This is a genomic window from Marinoscillum sp. (assembly GCF_040222955.1).
In the GTDB taxonomy this organism is placed as follows: domain Bacteria; phylum Bacteroidota; class Bacteroidia; order Cytophagales; family Cyclobacteriaceae; genus Marinoscillum.
Genome location: NZ_JAVKCA010000018.1, coordinates 120229 through 137962, shown reverse-complemented (window position 1 = coordinate 137962; position 17734 = coordinate 120229). Strand labels below are relative to the sequence as shown.

9 protein-coding genes are annotated in these 17734 nt (G+C 43.4%); 2 read left to right on the top strand and 7 right to left on the bottom strand.

Going from position 1 to position 17734, the window contains the following annotated elements:
- The 7 genes from RIH33_RS15875 to RIH33_RS15845 all read right to left on the bottom strand — a co-directional run.
- The coding region (locus RIH33_RS15875; protein ID WP_406658532.1) for a hypothetical protein at positions 1-609 on the bottom strand (609 nt) is incomplete at its 3' end.
- Positions 610-707: 98 nt separating this feature from the next.
- Complete coding sequence (locus tag RIH33_RS15870; protein ID WP_406651708.1) at positions 708-2018, bottom strand: hypothetical protein; 1311 nt, start codon at positions 2016-2018, stop codon at positions 708-710.
- 7 nt (positions 2019-2025) lie between these two features.
- Positions 2026-3060: an outer membrane beta-barrel protein gene (locus RIH33_RS15865; RefSeq protein WP_406651707.1), complete on the bottom strand. Its 1035-nt coding sequence runs from the start codon at positions 3058-3060 to the stop codon at positions 2026-2028.
- 78 nt (positions 3061-3138) lie between these two features.
- Positions 3139-6399 carry a hypothetical protein gene (locus RIH33_RS15860; RefSeq protein WP_406651706.1) on the bottom strand — a complete coding sequence of 1087 codons (3261 nt, stop codon included), beginning with the start codon at positions 6397-6399 and terminating at the stop codon, positions 3139-3141.
- A 1-nt stretch (position 6400) separates the two neighbouring features.
- The gene (locus RIH33_RS15855) at positions 6401-7906 is read right to left on the bottom strand and encodes a DUF4062 domain-containing protein (protein WP_406651705.1); all 1506 of its coding nucleotides are present in this window, start codon (positions 7904-7906) and stop codon (positions 6401-6403) included.
- A 29-nt stretch (positions 7907-7935) separates the two neighbouring features.
- Positions 7936-11202 carry a cyclic nucleotide-binding domain-containing protein gene (locus RIH33_RS15850; RefSeq protein ID WP_406651704.1) on the bottom strand — a complete coding sequence of 1089 codons (3267 nt, stop codon included), beginning with the start codon at positions 11200-11202 and terminating at the stop codon, positions 7936-7938.
- Positions 11203-11494: 292 nt separating this feature from the next.
- Positions 11495-12292: an outer membrane beta-barrel protein gene (locus tag RIH33_RS15845; RefSeq protein WP_406651703.1), complete on the bottom strand. Its 798-nt coding sequence runs from the start codon at positions 12290-12292 to the stop codon at positions 11495-11497.
- Between the two features lie 229 nt (positions 12293-12521).
- Between RIH33_RS15845 and RIH33_RS15840 the strand changes: the two genes are divergently transcribed.
- On the top strand, positions 12522-14447 hold the full coding sequence (locus RIH33_RS15840) for a PorP/SprF family type IX secretion system membrane protein (protein ID WP_406651702.1): 1926 nt from the start codon (positions 12522-12524) through the stop codon (positions 14445-14447).
- Positions 14447-17671, top strand: coding sequence for an FG-GAP-like repeat-containing protein (locus tag RIH33_RS15835; protein ID WP_406651701.1), 3225 nt, complete (start codon positions 14447-14449; stop codon positions 17669-17671). The genes RIH33_RS15840 and RIH33_RS15835 overlap by 1 nt, the downstream gene beginning before the upstream one ends.
- Positions 17672-17734 lie beyond the last annotated feature (63 nt).

Genomic DNA, 17734 nt, shown 5'->3' with positions numbered 1-17734 from the left:
CTTCGATGGGTCCAAAAAGTCAATCGTGGCTACTGAATCTGTGTCAAAATAGGATAGCTCTGTCAACACAAACTGAACTGTATCCTGCAACGTAGAGTCCATCGACAACACACTGTATCCACTGATCCCAAAATCAGCAACTGCAAAAAACAAACTATTGCCTGTCCGCAGGTTCTCGCTAAACACCACAGACATACTGTCAATCTTACCGTTCAGATCAGCATCAAACATCGCCGAATAGGTCACTACCGGAGATACCCCGTCAGACAGTGTTTGTCCGGAAACCCCAGCGTTAGTTTCAACCGCAATTGCATCTTTAATGGTGCCGGCCATAATGGCCAAATCATTAGCAGAGTAATCTGTTGGAACAGGAGCCGAAAGCGTAACTGTGATTACATTATTCAAGATGGTAGCTCCAGAAAAGGATTTGCTATCAACCGATAAACCAGTTAGGAATGCAGCTTCACTCACATTGAAAGCCACATTAATATCATATGTTATTTCAAAGGTCGTGGTTGTCTTCATTTCTGCGGACTGAAAAACAGGCGTTGCAGCCATTGCACAATTCCATCCTAAAACAACCAATAGACAAAGTAAAATTCGTTTCATATAACTAGGCGGTTTATGACCAGTAAGTAATATTCTAATTATTCTTTAAATACTTCAAAATGCAAAAAGGCGATAAACGCCCTTTGCCAGCACACAATTTAATCTTTCAGTTCCCCGTTTCTGTTCAGTCGCAGAAGACCCAACATGGAAGTGCCGCTACCAAAGTCAATTGTTGCGGCAACAAGAATATCCCCATCCGGTAAGGTAATGGCAGCCTTGGCCTGATCATTACCTACAGTTGTACCATAATTTTGATCAAACCCTGCAATATGACCAGACAATGGACTGACCCTCATCAGTAGAATTTGCTCAAGTTTATTCGCTCCAGCAGTTCCCTCCCCAGTCACTTCCCGGAAATTTGGGATACTTCCTAAAACCATCAAATCGTTGTACACACTTTTCGTAACAGCTAATGCCTGACATGGCAAAGAGTAGTCTGATGAAAGCACATTGTTGGTATTGGAAACCATATCGCCCGTTTGGGTGATGGCTACATGAAAGCCCGCCATCTGACCGTCATCACCGATGGTGGAACCCACTATTGAATATCCAAGAGACGACTTTATGGCCGCTTTGGGAATTTCATCAGCGCCCGATTGGGAATTGTTAATCACGATTCTCGGAGCGTTCTTATCCGACGTTCCAAGTGAATTTGTCTCAATGACGTAAACATTGCGTCCATCAGCACCAGCTTCAGTTGATCCTATTACCACCAAACTTCTGTCTGGATTTTCAAACAAGGCCAATGATTCCTCATCACCGAGATAACCGTGTGATTTAGACCAATAAACCTCGCCCTGATCATCCACCTTCGTTAAGTATATCTGATACCCCCCATCACTTACCGGATCCCCGGCAAATGTCTGTCTGGAATGTCCCAATACTACAAACTTCTCAACACCATCCGTTTCTGTAGTTTGAATGATATCTGTGGTTATTACATTCTCCAGTAGGTTAAAACTGGATGAGTCTGAACCCATACTAATTATATTTAAATCAGCATCAATTTTACACCAGGCCCCCTCAAACAGATCCAAACCACTGGCATCCCGTTCTTGTATATACCCTACAAGAAGAAATTCATCAAGGCCAGTGCCAGAATTGAGTCCAAGAGATTTCATTTTTAAAGGAATATCCGTTGATTGCCCTTTCAAATCATAAATCCTTGAATCAAGTTCATTACCCTCAGCATCTACCTTTACCAAGTAAAAATCCTGACTACCGTCCTGTATGTTTGATCCCAAAATAATGAACTCGCCGGTCGAAGTTTTTGCTAAATCAACCGCTTCATTTGTCCCCAACCCATAGTACTTCACAAAGACTTCAGTAGGAGCCGGGCTATTCTCATCTGAGGGAGTACAACTCCAGATAGTAGATAATAATAGAGTATATAAGAAAAATTGCTTCATAGGGCGGTCAATATTCTTTTAGTTTTTTAGGACTATATATGGAATGGGTATACCCCACTGAAAACGAAAGGAAATTCAAGGAAAGATCAGACTCGACATAGCCTAAATCAAAAGTCGATTCAGGATTGGTATAACGTTCTTCTCCGTTCACGTAATTAAGCCGGCTGTTATCATATCTTGCTTCAATTGTGAAAAAATGAGTTTTGATCCGATACTTAACCCCAAGACCTCCAAAGAAAGAATAATTAATCTTGTTTACCTGATCAGAAGCCAGCAGATCACTCGACGTTTGTGTATAGGCCGTACCTCCTACTCTCGACGCAGAGGTATAACCGGCAGACAGCAAATAATCAAATGCACCACCAGCATATACATAGGGCAACCATTTCTTATCTCTGTTGCTGTATCCTAAGGTATACCTCGCCAACAAAGGAGTTCTCAGATAAATCTGCTGGTTGACTACCGAAGTACTCAGATCTTGCTGGTTTAAATAGTTATCCACATTGTATTTCGATAGCCTCAACTGACCACCAAATCCAACTTCAAAACCATTCTTAATGTGCCTTTCAACTAACAACTCGCCCCAAAAACCTATCCCCAATCCTCCTACTCCACTGAGTGTAGTTGAATCATTCAGGGCGTAAGAACTCTCCCCACTTTCCGTTTTACCATTGTAAAAAGCTGGAGCCCCCTCGGTATTTTGCGTGCCATATACACCAATAATCTGAGGATCTGAAGAATTCGCTCCAAGTCTCAATGAAATGCGGAATACAGGAGCTGTTCTGTATTGGCTGTATAGAAAAAATAATTCAGCCGGATCTACCTGAGGGTTTAAACGGTGTTCTGGATCAGCTTTTAATAACTCAATAAGAGCCCCTTCGGCCTTGAACTCCTGGTCTGTAAAGATGTACACCAAGGTCAATAGCTTTCTGGCTCTTACCTCCTCCTCGCTAGAAAAAGCATCAGAATCCAAGCAATCCTGTATCTGGTTAGGTATCCCCAAAAGTCTCCCGGCCTCATAGTCATCCTCCGCCTGGTTCAACCTTTGAGTACAAGTTTGAGCATATATCCCTAACATTGCCCCAGAGCATATCAGTGTTAGTAAAATTTTCTTCATAAATTATTCGATTTCATCACCTTTATCCAATCCGTCACAGGTGTATTCATACGGTATTTGCTCGAGATCTCCAACATACTGTCTCCACTGGGTCTCCGACATATTAGCCGAAACAAGTCCACAGATTCGTTCGGCGTATGCATCAGGCTTTGTCTCAAAAACTCTGATAATTCCATCCGCTGAACCGGTAGCAAACTGCTGCCCGGAGGGGTGGAAGTCCAATGACCAAACCCAATCTTTATGATCATCATAAACAGTTGGTAAATCATAAATATTGTTTAAATCCCACATTCTGGCAGTCTTATCCTTGCTGGTTGCAGCCAAAAGGTCATCATCAGGGCTGAAATGAATGTCAGAAATAGGAGAAGTAAACCCCGTGAGTTTAGGTCCCCACTGCTTCTTCTCTACCAAATCCCAAACAAACAAGTCCCCTTTATCATCACCAAAGGCCAGCTTATCGGCCGCATTGCTGAAATGCAGTGCATGCACTGCAGGACTTCCATTTTTTCGGTAAATATTTCGTGAAGGGTAGTCTGACCGATTCAGATCAATAATCATCACTTCACCACTTTCCGTACCTGCTGCCAAAGTCTTTCCATCAGGTGAAATGGCAAGGGTTTTCGCTCTTGAACTGGTCTGAGCGATTTGCACAGTTTCCTTACTTCTAAGTGAATGCAGCAATATCCTGCTGTCTGCCCCGGTCGATATAAAGGTTGAGTTATCAGGTAAAAAAACCAGATCATAAACAGTACCGCCCACATGTCCATTAATACTCACAGGTTCGGCATCTCTGTTTTTCAGATCTACCACCAAAATATGGTTATCATCTGTTCCTAAAGCAAGGTATCGCTCATTCGGGCTTACGTTGACCACCCGGTTTACATGGTTCCTATTGAAAATCTCCACATAATTCCTTTTACCACCGGCGTAATCCCACATGAGCAAGCGCCCATCACTACCCGCGGAATAAATTCGTTTCCCATCCTCGGAGAAGACTACAGATCTAACAGATATCCTCTCTTCTGCTACCTGTGAAACATTAGTCGGCAAATGACCATGATATTGATTGAGTACTGAATCTCCATTGTTCTTGAAAACTTTCTCGCCATCATCATTGACTGAGTACGTGCTCAAAACACCCTCAAGGCCCGAATAAACCCCGGCATAAATATCACCATTGTATGGCTTATTAGGATCTCCATACTGCTGATAGAAATCATATGCCTGCTTGGCTACTACTGCTTTCAGCTCTCTTTCAGGTATATTTCTGGCCTTTATGGCCATGGACTGAGCCACAGACTGAAGCCTGAGCCTATCAGCATTGTCTTTAGCCACAAGTGCCTCTGCCTGGGCCTGCCTTGCTTTTTCAGCCTCTATTTTAGCCTGCTCAGCATTTTCATCTGCCTTTATCTGAGCTTCTTCGGCAGCCTGCCTTTGCTTATCAGCTTCCGCCTTTTGTTTCTTTGCTATTTCAGCCTGTTGTAGTGCTTCAGCCTGCGCCAGCTTTGCCTTTTCAGCTTCAGCATTTGCCCTATTACTGGCACGGGTTGCTTCAGCTGCTCGTTCTTCAGCCAAATTCGCTTGCTTAGCTGCTTCAGCCTGAGCTTCCTGAGCCGCTTCCAAGTTAAGCAATGCCTGCGCTGAAGCCTTTTGAGCTTCATTAGACTTGATGTTGGCATACACTACGAAGAAAATAGAGACAAGTGCTGCTGCTCCAAGGATAATGGCACTCAATCGCATCCTTTTTACCTGGCGCTTCTGCAGAAGTTCTTTGTTTCTCTGCTCTGTCACATAGGCTTTCTCGGATGTTTCCAAAAAGACCATTGTACGCTCAAAGGCCGGATTATATCGCTGACCCCATATCAGTGTAGGTCGATTCTCTTCCCTCCAGTTAATGGCCAGCTGTAAATCAGGCATTTTCCATAAAGAGGCCTTACCTTCCTGAAAACGCTCTGCCGCTTCTGAAAGCTTCATATACATCTCAGCTGCTTTGGACTCTTCATCCAACCATCTTTTTAGTCTGTCCCATATCCTCATCAGACTTTCATGAGAGATATCTATCACTGTCTCAGTGTCCAGACGTACACCATAAGGTGGCATCAACAGGGACCTACCTGGCTCTCTAAACTTCTCTACCACTCTGGACACCTCATCCTCAGTCACACCAGCAATAGCCGCGATGGTTCCCAATTTCGTAGGTCTTCTTATACCCTGATTCTCACTGCCACGCTCTGTCAACGACTTGAACATTACTTCACAAATCTCCTTCTCTCTTTTAGAAAGTGAGTCATAGGCCTCATTAGCATGTTGTGACAATGCCTCCCGAAGAGTACCAATAGCATTGTAATGCCTCAAGTCCATAAGTTCATTAGGCTTGCGGGTATCTACCCAGTTGGCCCAGGTACGCATCAAAGCATGCTGAAGAATAGGCAGCTGGTCAGGATTATCCCCTACATCATTTAAGAGTTGCTGAGTAAGTCGTGGAGCAATTTTACCACCACCTACGGCAACAGGCCCTTCTATAGCCACTCTTTTCTGATCACGGGTCATTTGCGGAATCAGATAGTGGGAATCGTTAATCATCTGAGTCAGATCAGGGAATTTTGCACATTCTCCGATAAAATCTGAACGCATGGTAATGGTGATATATATCGGTTCGTCAAACTGATGTATTGCTTCAAGAAGCAGGTTGACAAAAGCAGATGACTCATCCATATCCGATGTAGCTGCTTCCAACTTTCGAAACCTGAAGAGTTCCTCAAACTGGTCAATTACAATCAGCATATTTTGATCATTGTCCGTTTTGAGCTGTTTGATTACCTCGACCAAACCAAGGGAACTACTACGCAAAACGGTACCTATGATAGTTTTCTTAATGAGTTTATCCTCCTCTGAGAGGTTTGAATATTCCTTGTCCTTAATCAACAGGGCTTCAGCAAGATTGTCGATAGGCCCACCTCCAGGCCGTGCAACGACCACCCGCCAGTTGGATCCTGCCTCGGTCATGAAACCCCCAACAAGGCTGGGAACTAACCCGCAGTACATAAATGAGGATTTTCCAGAGCCGGAAGCTCCTAGTATACCGACAAATTTATTCTCTGCCAGTTTGACCAACACCTCATCGCTTTGGCCTTCCCGGCCAAAGAAGAGGTGTCCTTCTTCAATTCCAAAAGGTCTTAACCCAGGAAACGGATTGATTAATTCAGTGATATCTACGATATCCTGAACTTGACCTTGTGCGAGATTCATGTCCTTGTCGCTCATTTTATTTTTCTAGTTTGGTTAGAAAAGGCTTAAGATGTTCTGGTTTGAAGCCACCGTTCATACCCAGAACCATGGCTTTGTTCTTCTTATAGTGCTCTAAATCGACTTCTTTCTGGCCGTCAAAGTATACGGCCTTCGCTTGAAGCTTTTTTTCACGCCCAAATCCGGGAGCTTTGAGTAAATCCTGAAGTTTTGTTTTGATCCAAGCCTCCTTGGCACTTCCAAAATAGATTATGGAAGCATCACAGCGGCGCAAATTTTCCTGATGAATGTACCTTATATCGACCAAATCACCCTCGTAGCTAGGAGAAACCACTTTAAATCCTGATTTCTCCAAGTACTCCTTCAACGGCTTGGTCTTTGTGGTATCCAGCTTATCCTGTATTAAATAGATGATTTTTGCAGTACCCTCCTCTTCGTGAGTGTACCCCTTAATTTCCCGTCTGTTTTTATTAAACCGGCCTCCCGTCACCAATTCCTCCCGGATAATCGCTTTCAATTCCTGAAGTGTAATTTGCAATACCTCGGCTTCTTCCAAAGCGGCAGCATCACTTTTCAGGTCCTCAATAAATATCTTCTGTCTCTCGGTAACATTTTTCAAATCTGGTGACACCCAAATGAGGCGACTAAATGGTTTTTTGTCTTTTGCAGTTTTGTTATACTCCACCATTTCGTAGGTATGATTGGAAGCTATTCTATTCTGAATGTCCACCACTGACAAATCAGACCCCTTGGGCTTATAGCCATAATCCTCCCCTATCAGGTGAATTGACAACCTGCACTTGTGCAGGTCCTCCTTAACCATCTGTTCAAGCTGCCCTACCTCTTTGCTCAAGGTGTGCTGAGGCAACACTTTATATCCATGTCGAATCAATTCACGCTTAATGATGTCTCGCTGTATCACCATATCAACACCAGTGCTGGCCAGATACACGGTCTTTTCCATTGGAACCACCTCAGCCGCCACTCCTGATCTGCCTGATACGTTGGCTTCCAAAATGTGATTAATGTCGTAAGCCATATCCACAAGCTTCATCCAATATGAACGCTCCGCATCGCTTCCAAAAAACCGCTTGAATTCCTGAGCCTCTCCTGACAATGGATCCACCATGTAGAAGTCATAGGAAATCAGGCTATCTAAATGGGGAAGAACCTTATCTTCATTGAAAGGGGCTTTATGTACTTTGAATAGCCTGGAGACCCCCTCTATGATTAATAAATCTTTCTTTTTAACATCCTCCGCGTGCTCATCCAGTCGTCGGATCAGGTCTTCATTCTTTATGAAGGCAGGGCTGCATACCGCTATAATTACGGCTGCTTTCTCTATTTCTATTTGTTGATAGTTGGACTCTGAAACCAATACAACTTCAGGACTTTCTCTTGATATTTGAGAAAGCAGAGTGGATAAAAACTTATGGAAATTAGACACCCAACCCTTCAGACCTCCCTCTATTGGCTGGTTATCTTCTTCTGAGAAGCATAAAAGTATCTCTTTATTAAAATCCATTTCTTTTTGGTTAGGCGGTCATCTTTAAGTTACACACTAAGTAAAATATCGGCTATCTCCACTTCCTCTTCCTCAAACTCAACCCGATTCAAAATATTCAAATACGCTTCAATAATTTCTATATGCTTGGACATCAAATCCAACAGTTCTTCTTTTCTCAGTACCAGAAGAGTACATCGATTCCTTGTTAATGCCGTGTACTCAAACTTATTCGTATCCAAAATCAATTCATGCCCTACAAGCCCACCTCTCGATTTTTGATCGATCAAAACATCCCCCTGGTAGACATCTACATCTCCTTCTACCACAATATATACCGGGGCATTTCCCGATTCTCCGGCTTCCACGAGCGTTGTACCTTCATTCAACCTGATCTCATCTAACTCCTCTGCGATATATGTAATCAACTCCCCAGAAACACGCTTAAACTCAGGAACTTCCTTTAAAAGCAACACGCGCTCAATAAGTAATAGCTTTTGATGATAATCCTCACCCTCACCCTGAAATACCGGTGGAACGATCGCCTTATCCAACTCTTTCTTGACTCCTGACTTTAATCGTTTGGTATGAAGGTGGTAGGCACTCTGATCCAGTTTATAGATGGTATAAGCAGCCGTTTCCAATAGCAAATGATCAGGGTTGAACAAATTAGCAATCAAATCATCACTTACTTCTACACCCGGCATATTACTGATTCTATAAAAGGCCAAAGCCTTGGTGTAGCGATTGACCCTATTGTAATCCCTGTTAATGATCTGAAGCAGCAAATCGTAATAAGATTCAAAATCCTCAGGAGGGTAGTAATTCTGAAGCTTGGCAAGTCGATCGTCTACCTTTAATTCATCCATAACCGGCAGCAACTTTGGCTTAAGCTCCTCTTCTACAAAAATATCAAGCATTTCAACGGCAAAAGTGATACTGTCGGTGGTGCCGTCCTGAATGTTCTCGCGCACCAGGATCACATTCTGAGGGTCATAGATCATCGACAAAAGCATAAAGATGTTTTCGTAGTTTTGCTTGTCCTCTTCCCTAAAAGCATCTCTGATCATCAAATCGATCTCATTCTCTTCAGGAATGTCCAAAACTGCCTTTACATTCCATGCAATGTCACCGATTTCAGATTCGATAGCAATCTTGATACGAGCAGCCTGGAAGTCACGAGCGGCAAAGCCTATGTAGCTCAATGACAACAAAATTTCGGATACTATTTTTTTGTCAGGAAAATCAATTTTCTTCCAAAGTAAATCAATCGCAGATTTGCCCCCGATCCTGCCCAATAATTGAACGATCCTCAGCATGGTGGCCTTGTACTGACCAGTCTTGTAAAAGGAAGTGTCTATCGCATGAAATGCAGCCTCCCCAGAGTGGGTAAGCGCTGACATGGCAGGATTTCCATAAGTGGCTAAATGAAGGTTCTCTACCAAATTGGGCCATATTTCCGGCCTCCTAATCTTCCCGGCAGTGGTCATTGCGGCAATTCTCACTCGCGGGTTAATGTCTCTCAAAAGTTCCGAAAGGTAAGGCAGAAACTTGTCTTCATTTGATTTTACAAGCAACCGGGCTCCTTTAATTCGATCCTTGGCTTCAGTAGATCTCACCAACTGGCGAATACTCACATCGTTTAACTCATAAGCCTCCGCAGCTTCAAGATTCTTGATACAAGCTTCAGCTGCTTTCAACACCGCTTCATCACCTTCTGTTTTTATATCCTTCCGGATGATCTCCAACGCCTCGAAAACAAGATACTCATCCAGCTTTTTATAGGCATACTCTCTCACTTTGCTCATCCTGGAGTTCAACAGATCCAGTAAGGTGAACTCAAACTGAATCGGCTCCAGTTTCTCGAATATCCGAAGACCACTGATCACCCGATCTGCATTTTTGGAACTGACCTCACTCCTGATCACATTGATCGTATTCTGCTCGTTACGCACACCTTCCCCTTTCAGAGCCTTCTTCTGTTCAGTAAGTGTTTTTTGAAGAGTGATCTTATATTGAGCAAAGAGTTTTCCTGATAAGTAAACAACCATCCCGGCTAGAAGGAGAATGAGGTAGGAAAAATGTATAAGTTCAAAGAAAACCAACAATCCCAGCGCAATCTGGGCAGCTCCTGCCAATAAGGTTGCCAACTCATTAACCACCCCTTCAATTCTTGTCTGAATATCAAATCGTATTTTGATGTCAATAGGCAAAAAGAACAGTTTAAACGCCGGGTTTTCTAAGGCGTCTTTGAGGGAAGCAGTGAATGCCTTAGCGCAGGCAGTAAACATAAAAAACAGAATGAACTCTTCGGTCTTAATCTGATACCCAAAAATATGCCCTGCTACAATACCTCCAATGGTGAACAAAATCAGGATAAGTGGCATGGTCATCAGGGCCACCTTTAGCCCAAAACGCCCAATGATAATATCATTAACAAAGCTTTGAATGAGAAAGCTCATAATCATGACAGTCCCACTAAAGAAGGATAAGAAATTGGTAAGCTCCTGTTCATCAGGATACATGATCTCCGTGGCAGAATAAAATGTGTAATCAACGAAGACACTTGCTCCCATCGAAAAGATTAGAAATAGCGAAAGCAATCTTAAGTATGGGTCCTTAATTAAGTCGAAGAAATTAACTTCCACTGGCTTCACATCTCCCTTCTCAACCTTCGTAGCCTTGTTTACATTGAAATCACGGATAATCCAGATGGTGAAAAAGAGTACACCAAAAGATGCGATGGCCGATACAAACAGCAGGTCGTAGGTAGAATCGATAAATGGTAGCTGTGTAATAAACGGTATAGAGAAGAAAGCAATAATAGTAGCGGTAAGCGCTCCGGTATCAATTCCTCCAATGATTCTTTTGGATGCTCTCAAATCAAACACCCTACCAAATATCCCCCAAAAACCAAGTAGTGTTATGGCAGTGATTGGACCAATCATCACAAACATGATAAAAGGCAAAATCTGAAACCCTCCTTCCGATCCATCATAGCTTGTCCACTCAAAAGCAGCCCGCATGACCGCCATAAAGGTGAAAATAAGAAAGAGATTGACTACAACGAGTGAAGAGTAGTTAACCCTTTTTTGGAGGTAAACAAATAACACAGTGGAAACGATACCTGCAGCACCTGCTGAGAAAAAAGCAACATCAAGATAGGGCTCACCAAGAATGTCCAAAAACAGTGTCTCTGAACCAATTTGATAGGTAGCAAGAAATATACCCATGAAAAAACCCATGCCCAATAACAACAACATAGGCTTCTCTTCACCGGGCTCTCCCCCAAGAAAAGCTAGAAACGACTTTATCACAATAGCTATATTTTAATAATGTATTGATATAAAAATACCAATAATATTGGTCGTATTCAATTCAAAAAATTAAAAAATTGACTTTAGTCTTGTCTAGGGCTGTACCCAAACTTAAAACTATTTGATGAGAAAAGTAACAACCGGGGTCTCTCAAAATAAAAGATACCAGAAACTGGGTAGGACAAACGATAGGCTAAAGAGGGAGGTGCTATGTTGCAATTTTCTGGGGAGAAAAGCCACCCTTACATTAAGCATAAAGGGTTTCTACCAAGTAAAAACGTGCAATAAAATTTTACTTTTTCTTAGGCTTGTTGCTTTCCTTAATGGTGCTCATCCCTTTTCTCTGAAGCTGCACATCGTACTCAAATAAATAAGCCACCGAAAGAGACAAAGTATAGTTTCGATAGCGGAAATTTTCTTGATAAGTTTCGAAGGTGAAGTCAGGATTTCCATTAAATCCCATATTCGAATGTCCGAATGAGTGCCTCAAATCCACCAACACACGTCCTCCTGTAGCTACATCAAAGTAAACACCTGCCCCTACCTGCAGTCCGTATTGGAAGCGATTGGCTTGCGGAACAGCTCGATGATTGGTCTCGCCTCCTTTTTTTTGCTTGAATTCGAAATCATATGGCAATGGTCCATCCAGAGTCCTGGCCTCGTTAAATTCATCGAGGTAAATCTCTCCACTCCCTCCCAGCCAATAACTCAATTTGGGGCCTCCTGAGATGTAATAATATGTAGGCTCTCTCCCAAAGTCCCACCTCAATGAAAATGGGATCGATAGATAATTGTAAATCGATTTGCTATAGACTTCTATATCGTTGCCCTCCTTTTCGGTAACCTTTCGGTCGATTCTCTCATAGGTAAGTTCAGCCATCACAGCGTACTTTTCAGAAGCCTGGTAGATCATCATAAAACCACCCTGAAGTCCGTAATCAGTGCTTACATCGAATGAGTCGGATTTATAGGTAGACTCCTGATAGATAAAGTCTGTGCGATGCCCCCCCACCTTTGGCCCAAACCAGTACTGGGCGTTTGCCCCGGTCCAGCATAGTAAGTAAAAGGCAACTATGAAATATTTGATCATGGAGATAATACTTTGAACGTAATAATACGAAGAACCTCAACCACATTGCAAGGTAAAGTACCAAAAAATATAGAGAAACTACAGTTCATCAATAACAATGAGTTGGCAGATTTAAAGTGCTTATTTAAAGCAAAACGATAAATATTTAATATTTTAGCTAAGTTTTGTATTCATTTCGTCTGTGTCACTGAAAATCAGACAGGAAATTTTAAAAGTTCAAAATAGGTGTATGAAAAAATTTCTGTGGGTTATTCTGTTGTGCTTTTCACAGTTTGCAACATTTTCGCAACTGCTCCCAAAAGTTTACAATCAGTTTTTTATGAACCCCTATATCTACAACCCTGCCTATGCAGGCGTAGAAGGCCATACGGTACTCTTTGTGATGCACAAGGAGCAGTGGGGTGGCATTGACGGTGCCCCATCACTTTCTCATGTGAATTTTCATGTGCCGTTGAAGGGTGGGTTGGCATTCGGTGCGATGGCCTACAATGAAAGGGCTGGCTTGTATACTCAAAGTGCTGGAAAGGTGACAGGAGGCTATCTTGTAAGTATTGACAGAGAGCACTTCATTAGGTTTGGTTTGTCCTTGGGTGCTGGTAATAACACCCTCAATTTTGGTGAGTTTGATTCGCCTACAGACCCGGCTTTTCAGGGGTTATTAACCAATGAAACCTTTTTGGTTGGCGATTTTGGCATGGCTTATCATTTTGGCCACTTCAATATTGGTGTGTCATTACCTTCTATTTTCGGATATGATCTGTTCACGACAGAGAGTGCTACTCCAATGCACGTAAGGCCGCACGATAACGTTCTTTTCAAAATTAACTATCGAGGACACCTGAGCGACAACATTGCCATTGAACCACACCTTATATATAGGTACCACTCCTACTTATCCAATCAATACGAAGCTACGGTCATCCTCCATCTATTACACATCGTATGGGTTGGTGCCAGTTACAGGCAGGATGCCGGTTTTGTCGGGCTCCTTGGAGCTAAATTTTGGGAAAAAATGGGGGTTGGTTATTCCTACGAGTATGGAAACCCGAACACAGCCGCCCTCTTGGGAGCCACGCACGAAATCCATATTGGATATCATTTAGGCTCTAAAAAGGACCATGCTGAGCACGTATCCTCTTTCATCAAGAGTCATAGATCATCAGCTGAGGAAAGAGCCAGAGAAGCAGAGCTCGAACGACAGAAACAGCTCCAGGCCCTTCAAAAGAGCAGACAGCCTGTCCAGACCAGTAAGAATGAAGATGAGCTGGGTTTACTGGCGGGAGCCCCTAAAAAAGAAGAACCGGTAAAAGCGACGAACAACTGGAATTACGAAAAAGAAAACGAACCTGTTGAGCGCATCAACAAATTCGGTGAAAAAGAGCGCGGAATTAAATTTGACAGGGTGAATGAACAAGGGGAAAAAGAAGTGGTCTTTAGCTGGCTTCCTCCACCCCCACCAGGAGCCAGGGAGGAAACGTACGAAATCGCCAACCCTACAGAGGAGCCTTTGATTCGTACAAGGCCTGACGGCAAGAGAGAAGCTGGTATCAAGTGGACAAGAACCATAGATGGAGACAAAAAAGAAACACTTGTTATCTGGGATGAAATACTCTCAGAAAGTGCTGCGGAAGCCATTGATCACAATCCCGCTGAGGCTCATGCCATGAAAGATGCGAAAATATCCATCAAAGCAGAGGCTCCGATAAAAGAAGAGCCTCCGATAGTGGAAGAACCGAAAAGTGAGGTTGTTGATGAGCAACCTATTCAGGAAGAGCCCATAGAACCTACACCGGAAGAAAAAGTAGAAGTAGCTAAGGGCGACCCTGAGCTTACTACTGACTTCAGACCGTTGGCGGACTATTCAAAGTCCGATGAACATCAGGTCGCCAAAAAAGGTAACCACCGTTTGGAACTTCCGGCGGGTAACTACGTCGTAGCCGGTGTTTTTGAGAGCTTCCAAAATGCAGAAGATCAAAGTGACTTGTTGTTTGAACGCGGATTTCATGACACCAGAGTCGGCTTCCTGAGTGCTCGTGGTTACTACTACGTGGTGATCTTCAATTCCGCCAATTTGCAAAGAGTGATCTCGGAGAAAAACAGGGTGAAAAACCTTTCTGGTTTGTCTAAAGTGTGGGTTTTAACGGTTAACGAATAATGAAATACCTTTTTAGTTTAGGATTGACGATATGTAGTTTTATTCTATGGGCTCAGCAGCGTCCATTTGTGAATAACATAGATAAGACTTCTGCTACTGTGGGAGAGCCTGTGAGTATTTCAGGTTCCGGTTTCTCTCCCGGTAACATGCAGGTGAATTTTGGTAGCGGAATTGCAGTCATTACCAACACCACTACCACGCTCATCGAGGTGACGGTTCCTTCATCAGCAACCTATGGACCTGTTCAGGTTCTGGATAAATCCACCGGACTTTCCGGAATGTCAAGTCAGGTCTTTACTCCCAGTTTCTCCGGTAGTGGCTTTGAGGTTGCTTCCGTCGGCAGCCAGTTTGATTTCACTACTGGGCAGCAGTATACCTATGATCTTTGTGCGTGCGATTTTGATGGCGATGGCCTGAAAGATGTGGCTGTAGCGAATAACTTTGGCACGAGCGTAAGTATCTTCAAGAATGCCTCTACCCTCACCACCCCGGACTTTACCAGAACAAATATCTCCAATGGCTTTTCTACCATTAGCACCGAGTGCGGAGACCTGAACGGTGATGGTCTTCCAGATCTGGTTTTCACATCCAACCAGGAAGTCATCTCTGTTTACACAAATGTTAGCACCGTTGGAACCATTAGTTTCACCCGAACTCAATTCATTCTGCCCAAGCAAAATGATGGCAACATTCGAAATCCAAAGAGATTCAAAATTATAGACATTGATGGTGATGGTAAGAATGATTTGGTCGTTGGGAATGAGACCGATAACATCATTTTTATTTTTAGAAACATATCAACCGGAGCAACCATTACATTCGACAACCCTGTGAGCATTACCGTGACAGGTGCGGTGCATGCCAGTGGGTTGGATGCTGGAGATATTAATGGAAATGGACTCAATGATATTGTCACCATCTCTGCTGCCGAAAACGATTTTGTTTATGTGCTCCAAAATGAAAGCAGCCCGGGAGTGATCAAAATGAGTCAGCAGGTTTTGAACAAAACTTCTACCCGGCTGAATGTAATCCTCGCAGATTTAAACATGGATGGCAAAAAGGAAATCATCACCACCAGTTCTGTTTCTGATGAGCTTGATATCTTTATAAACTCCTCAACTGTCAATACAGTGAGTTTTGATGCTACCCCCGTTACAGTATCCAATGTACAGGATGCCTGGGGACTGGAAGCAGCTGATCTCGATGGGAACGGAATAACGGATCTCGCGGTAACTTCTACCTCCGGGGGTATCACTATTCTGGAAAATACCACATCCGGTGGCAACCTGAGCTTTGATACAAAAAGTATTAGCACCAATTCAGGAAACAGAAACATTACCATCTTCGATATCAATGGAGATGCCAAACCGGATTTTGCCACTGCTAATAAAAGTGAACAAACTGCTTTTGGAAACCTCACCGTACTACTTAATAAAAATTGTTTGACCCCTACTATTGGTCCCTCCGATCTCACTTTCTGCGTAGGTAATGCCTTTACCCTCTCCGCCACCAGGTCATTGCAAACCACGTACAATTGGTCTGTATCTGCAGGAGATGCCACCATCAATACCAACGGAAGCAGGACCACCAGTGTGACTGTGAACTCCGGAACGACCGCTACCATTCAGGTAACCATTACGGCCAATGATGGAAGTTGTACCGATATAGGCACACAAACGTTTAACCTAACAGGAGGTACACCGCCCCCTGCTCCCTCTATCGTCAATAGCGCGTCAGGTGTTATTTGCGCCGGAGACCCGTTCACCCTTACCGCCACAGCCAATAGGGACGAATACCTCTGGATTTTGCCAGACGGCACAGAAACCACCCTCTCCACCAATACACTGGAGATTTCTTCCGCATCTTCCTCAAATGCGGGAGTTTATCAATTGCGAGTACTTCAAGCAGGAAGTTGTGTGAGTGAGGTGGGATCCATCTCGGTATCGGTGGATGAACCACCAACAGTAGGTATTTTTAATAATGGTGCAGACGACTTTTGCGAAACCACTACCGTTGAATTGGAAGTGCCCAGCTATTCTGGGTTTGGTTTCCAATGGAAAAGAAATGGCGCTGATATTAGCGGAGCTACCTCTAATACATTTGTAGCATCCCTCACCGGTGACTATACAGTGTCGGTGATTTCAGATGCCAGTGGATGTGACAAGGAAAGCTCAGCCTATCCCCTGAATGCCGTCACCTTACCAGTTAGCAATTTTACTTCTGTCGATGAAATATGCGTGGGTGAACCAATCGATTTTAACGCGACCAGTACTGGTCAAAATGGCTTTGACCTACTCTATGAGTGGGATTTCGGAGACGGAACCACGGATGATCAACTGGCAACAGCGCATACTTACAATACTCCCGGCACATACGACGTGACACTCAATACTACATACGAAACCGTAGAGTCCTGTGCAGACGCATTTACAAAAACCATTACTATTTCAGACATACCTGAAGTTGATGTTATTTTACCGGAAGGCTCAGAAAAATGCCCATTGGACAGTTTAAGACTGGAACTCCCTCAAAACTATCTCTCCTATAACTGGTCTACGGGAGACACTTCATACTTCACCTATGCCAAAACTGATCCGGATGAGGAAGATGTGACGATTACAGTTGACATGGTCACAAACCTTGGTTGCGATGTGCAATCTCAAGTAACGATCTCCAATTATGCCAACTCCCGAGTGGGTATCACTTCACCAGAAGCTACCATAGTGGATGATACTATCCGCCTTGCTGATGGAGTTTCTACCGTTACTCTAACTGCTCAAAATGGTTCCAGCTACAGCTGGGAGCCTTCAGAAATACTGGACAATACTACCTCTGAAACCGTTACTGCCTACCCTCGTGCACGATACACGACTATCTCACTCACCGGGCCTGATGCAGTTAACGGTTGTGAAACCACAGCTACTTTGGTAATAGAAACCCCGGGAGTGATTGCAAGGAAGACTTTCTCTCCCAATGGCGATGGACTTGGCTACGAATGTTGGGAGATACTAAACACAAACAGTCTGGAAGGATGCACGGTGTATATCGTAGATCAGAGAGGTGCTTATGTGTTCAAGGGATCCTCTCCTTTTCAGGATAATTGTGTCTGGAATGGTAACCTCAACAATGGATCATCACAAGTTCCTGAAGGAATTTATTATTTTATTATGAGGTGTGATAACTCCAGATATAACATGACCGGATCAATTTTGCTTGCCCGGTAATCACCGGATATTACAATTCAAATACTTATTTTGATTAAATCAAGAATATTATATTAGTATAAT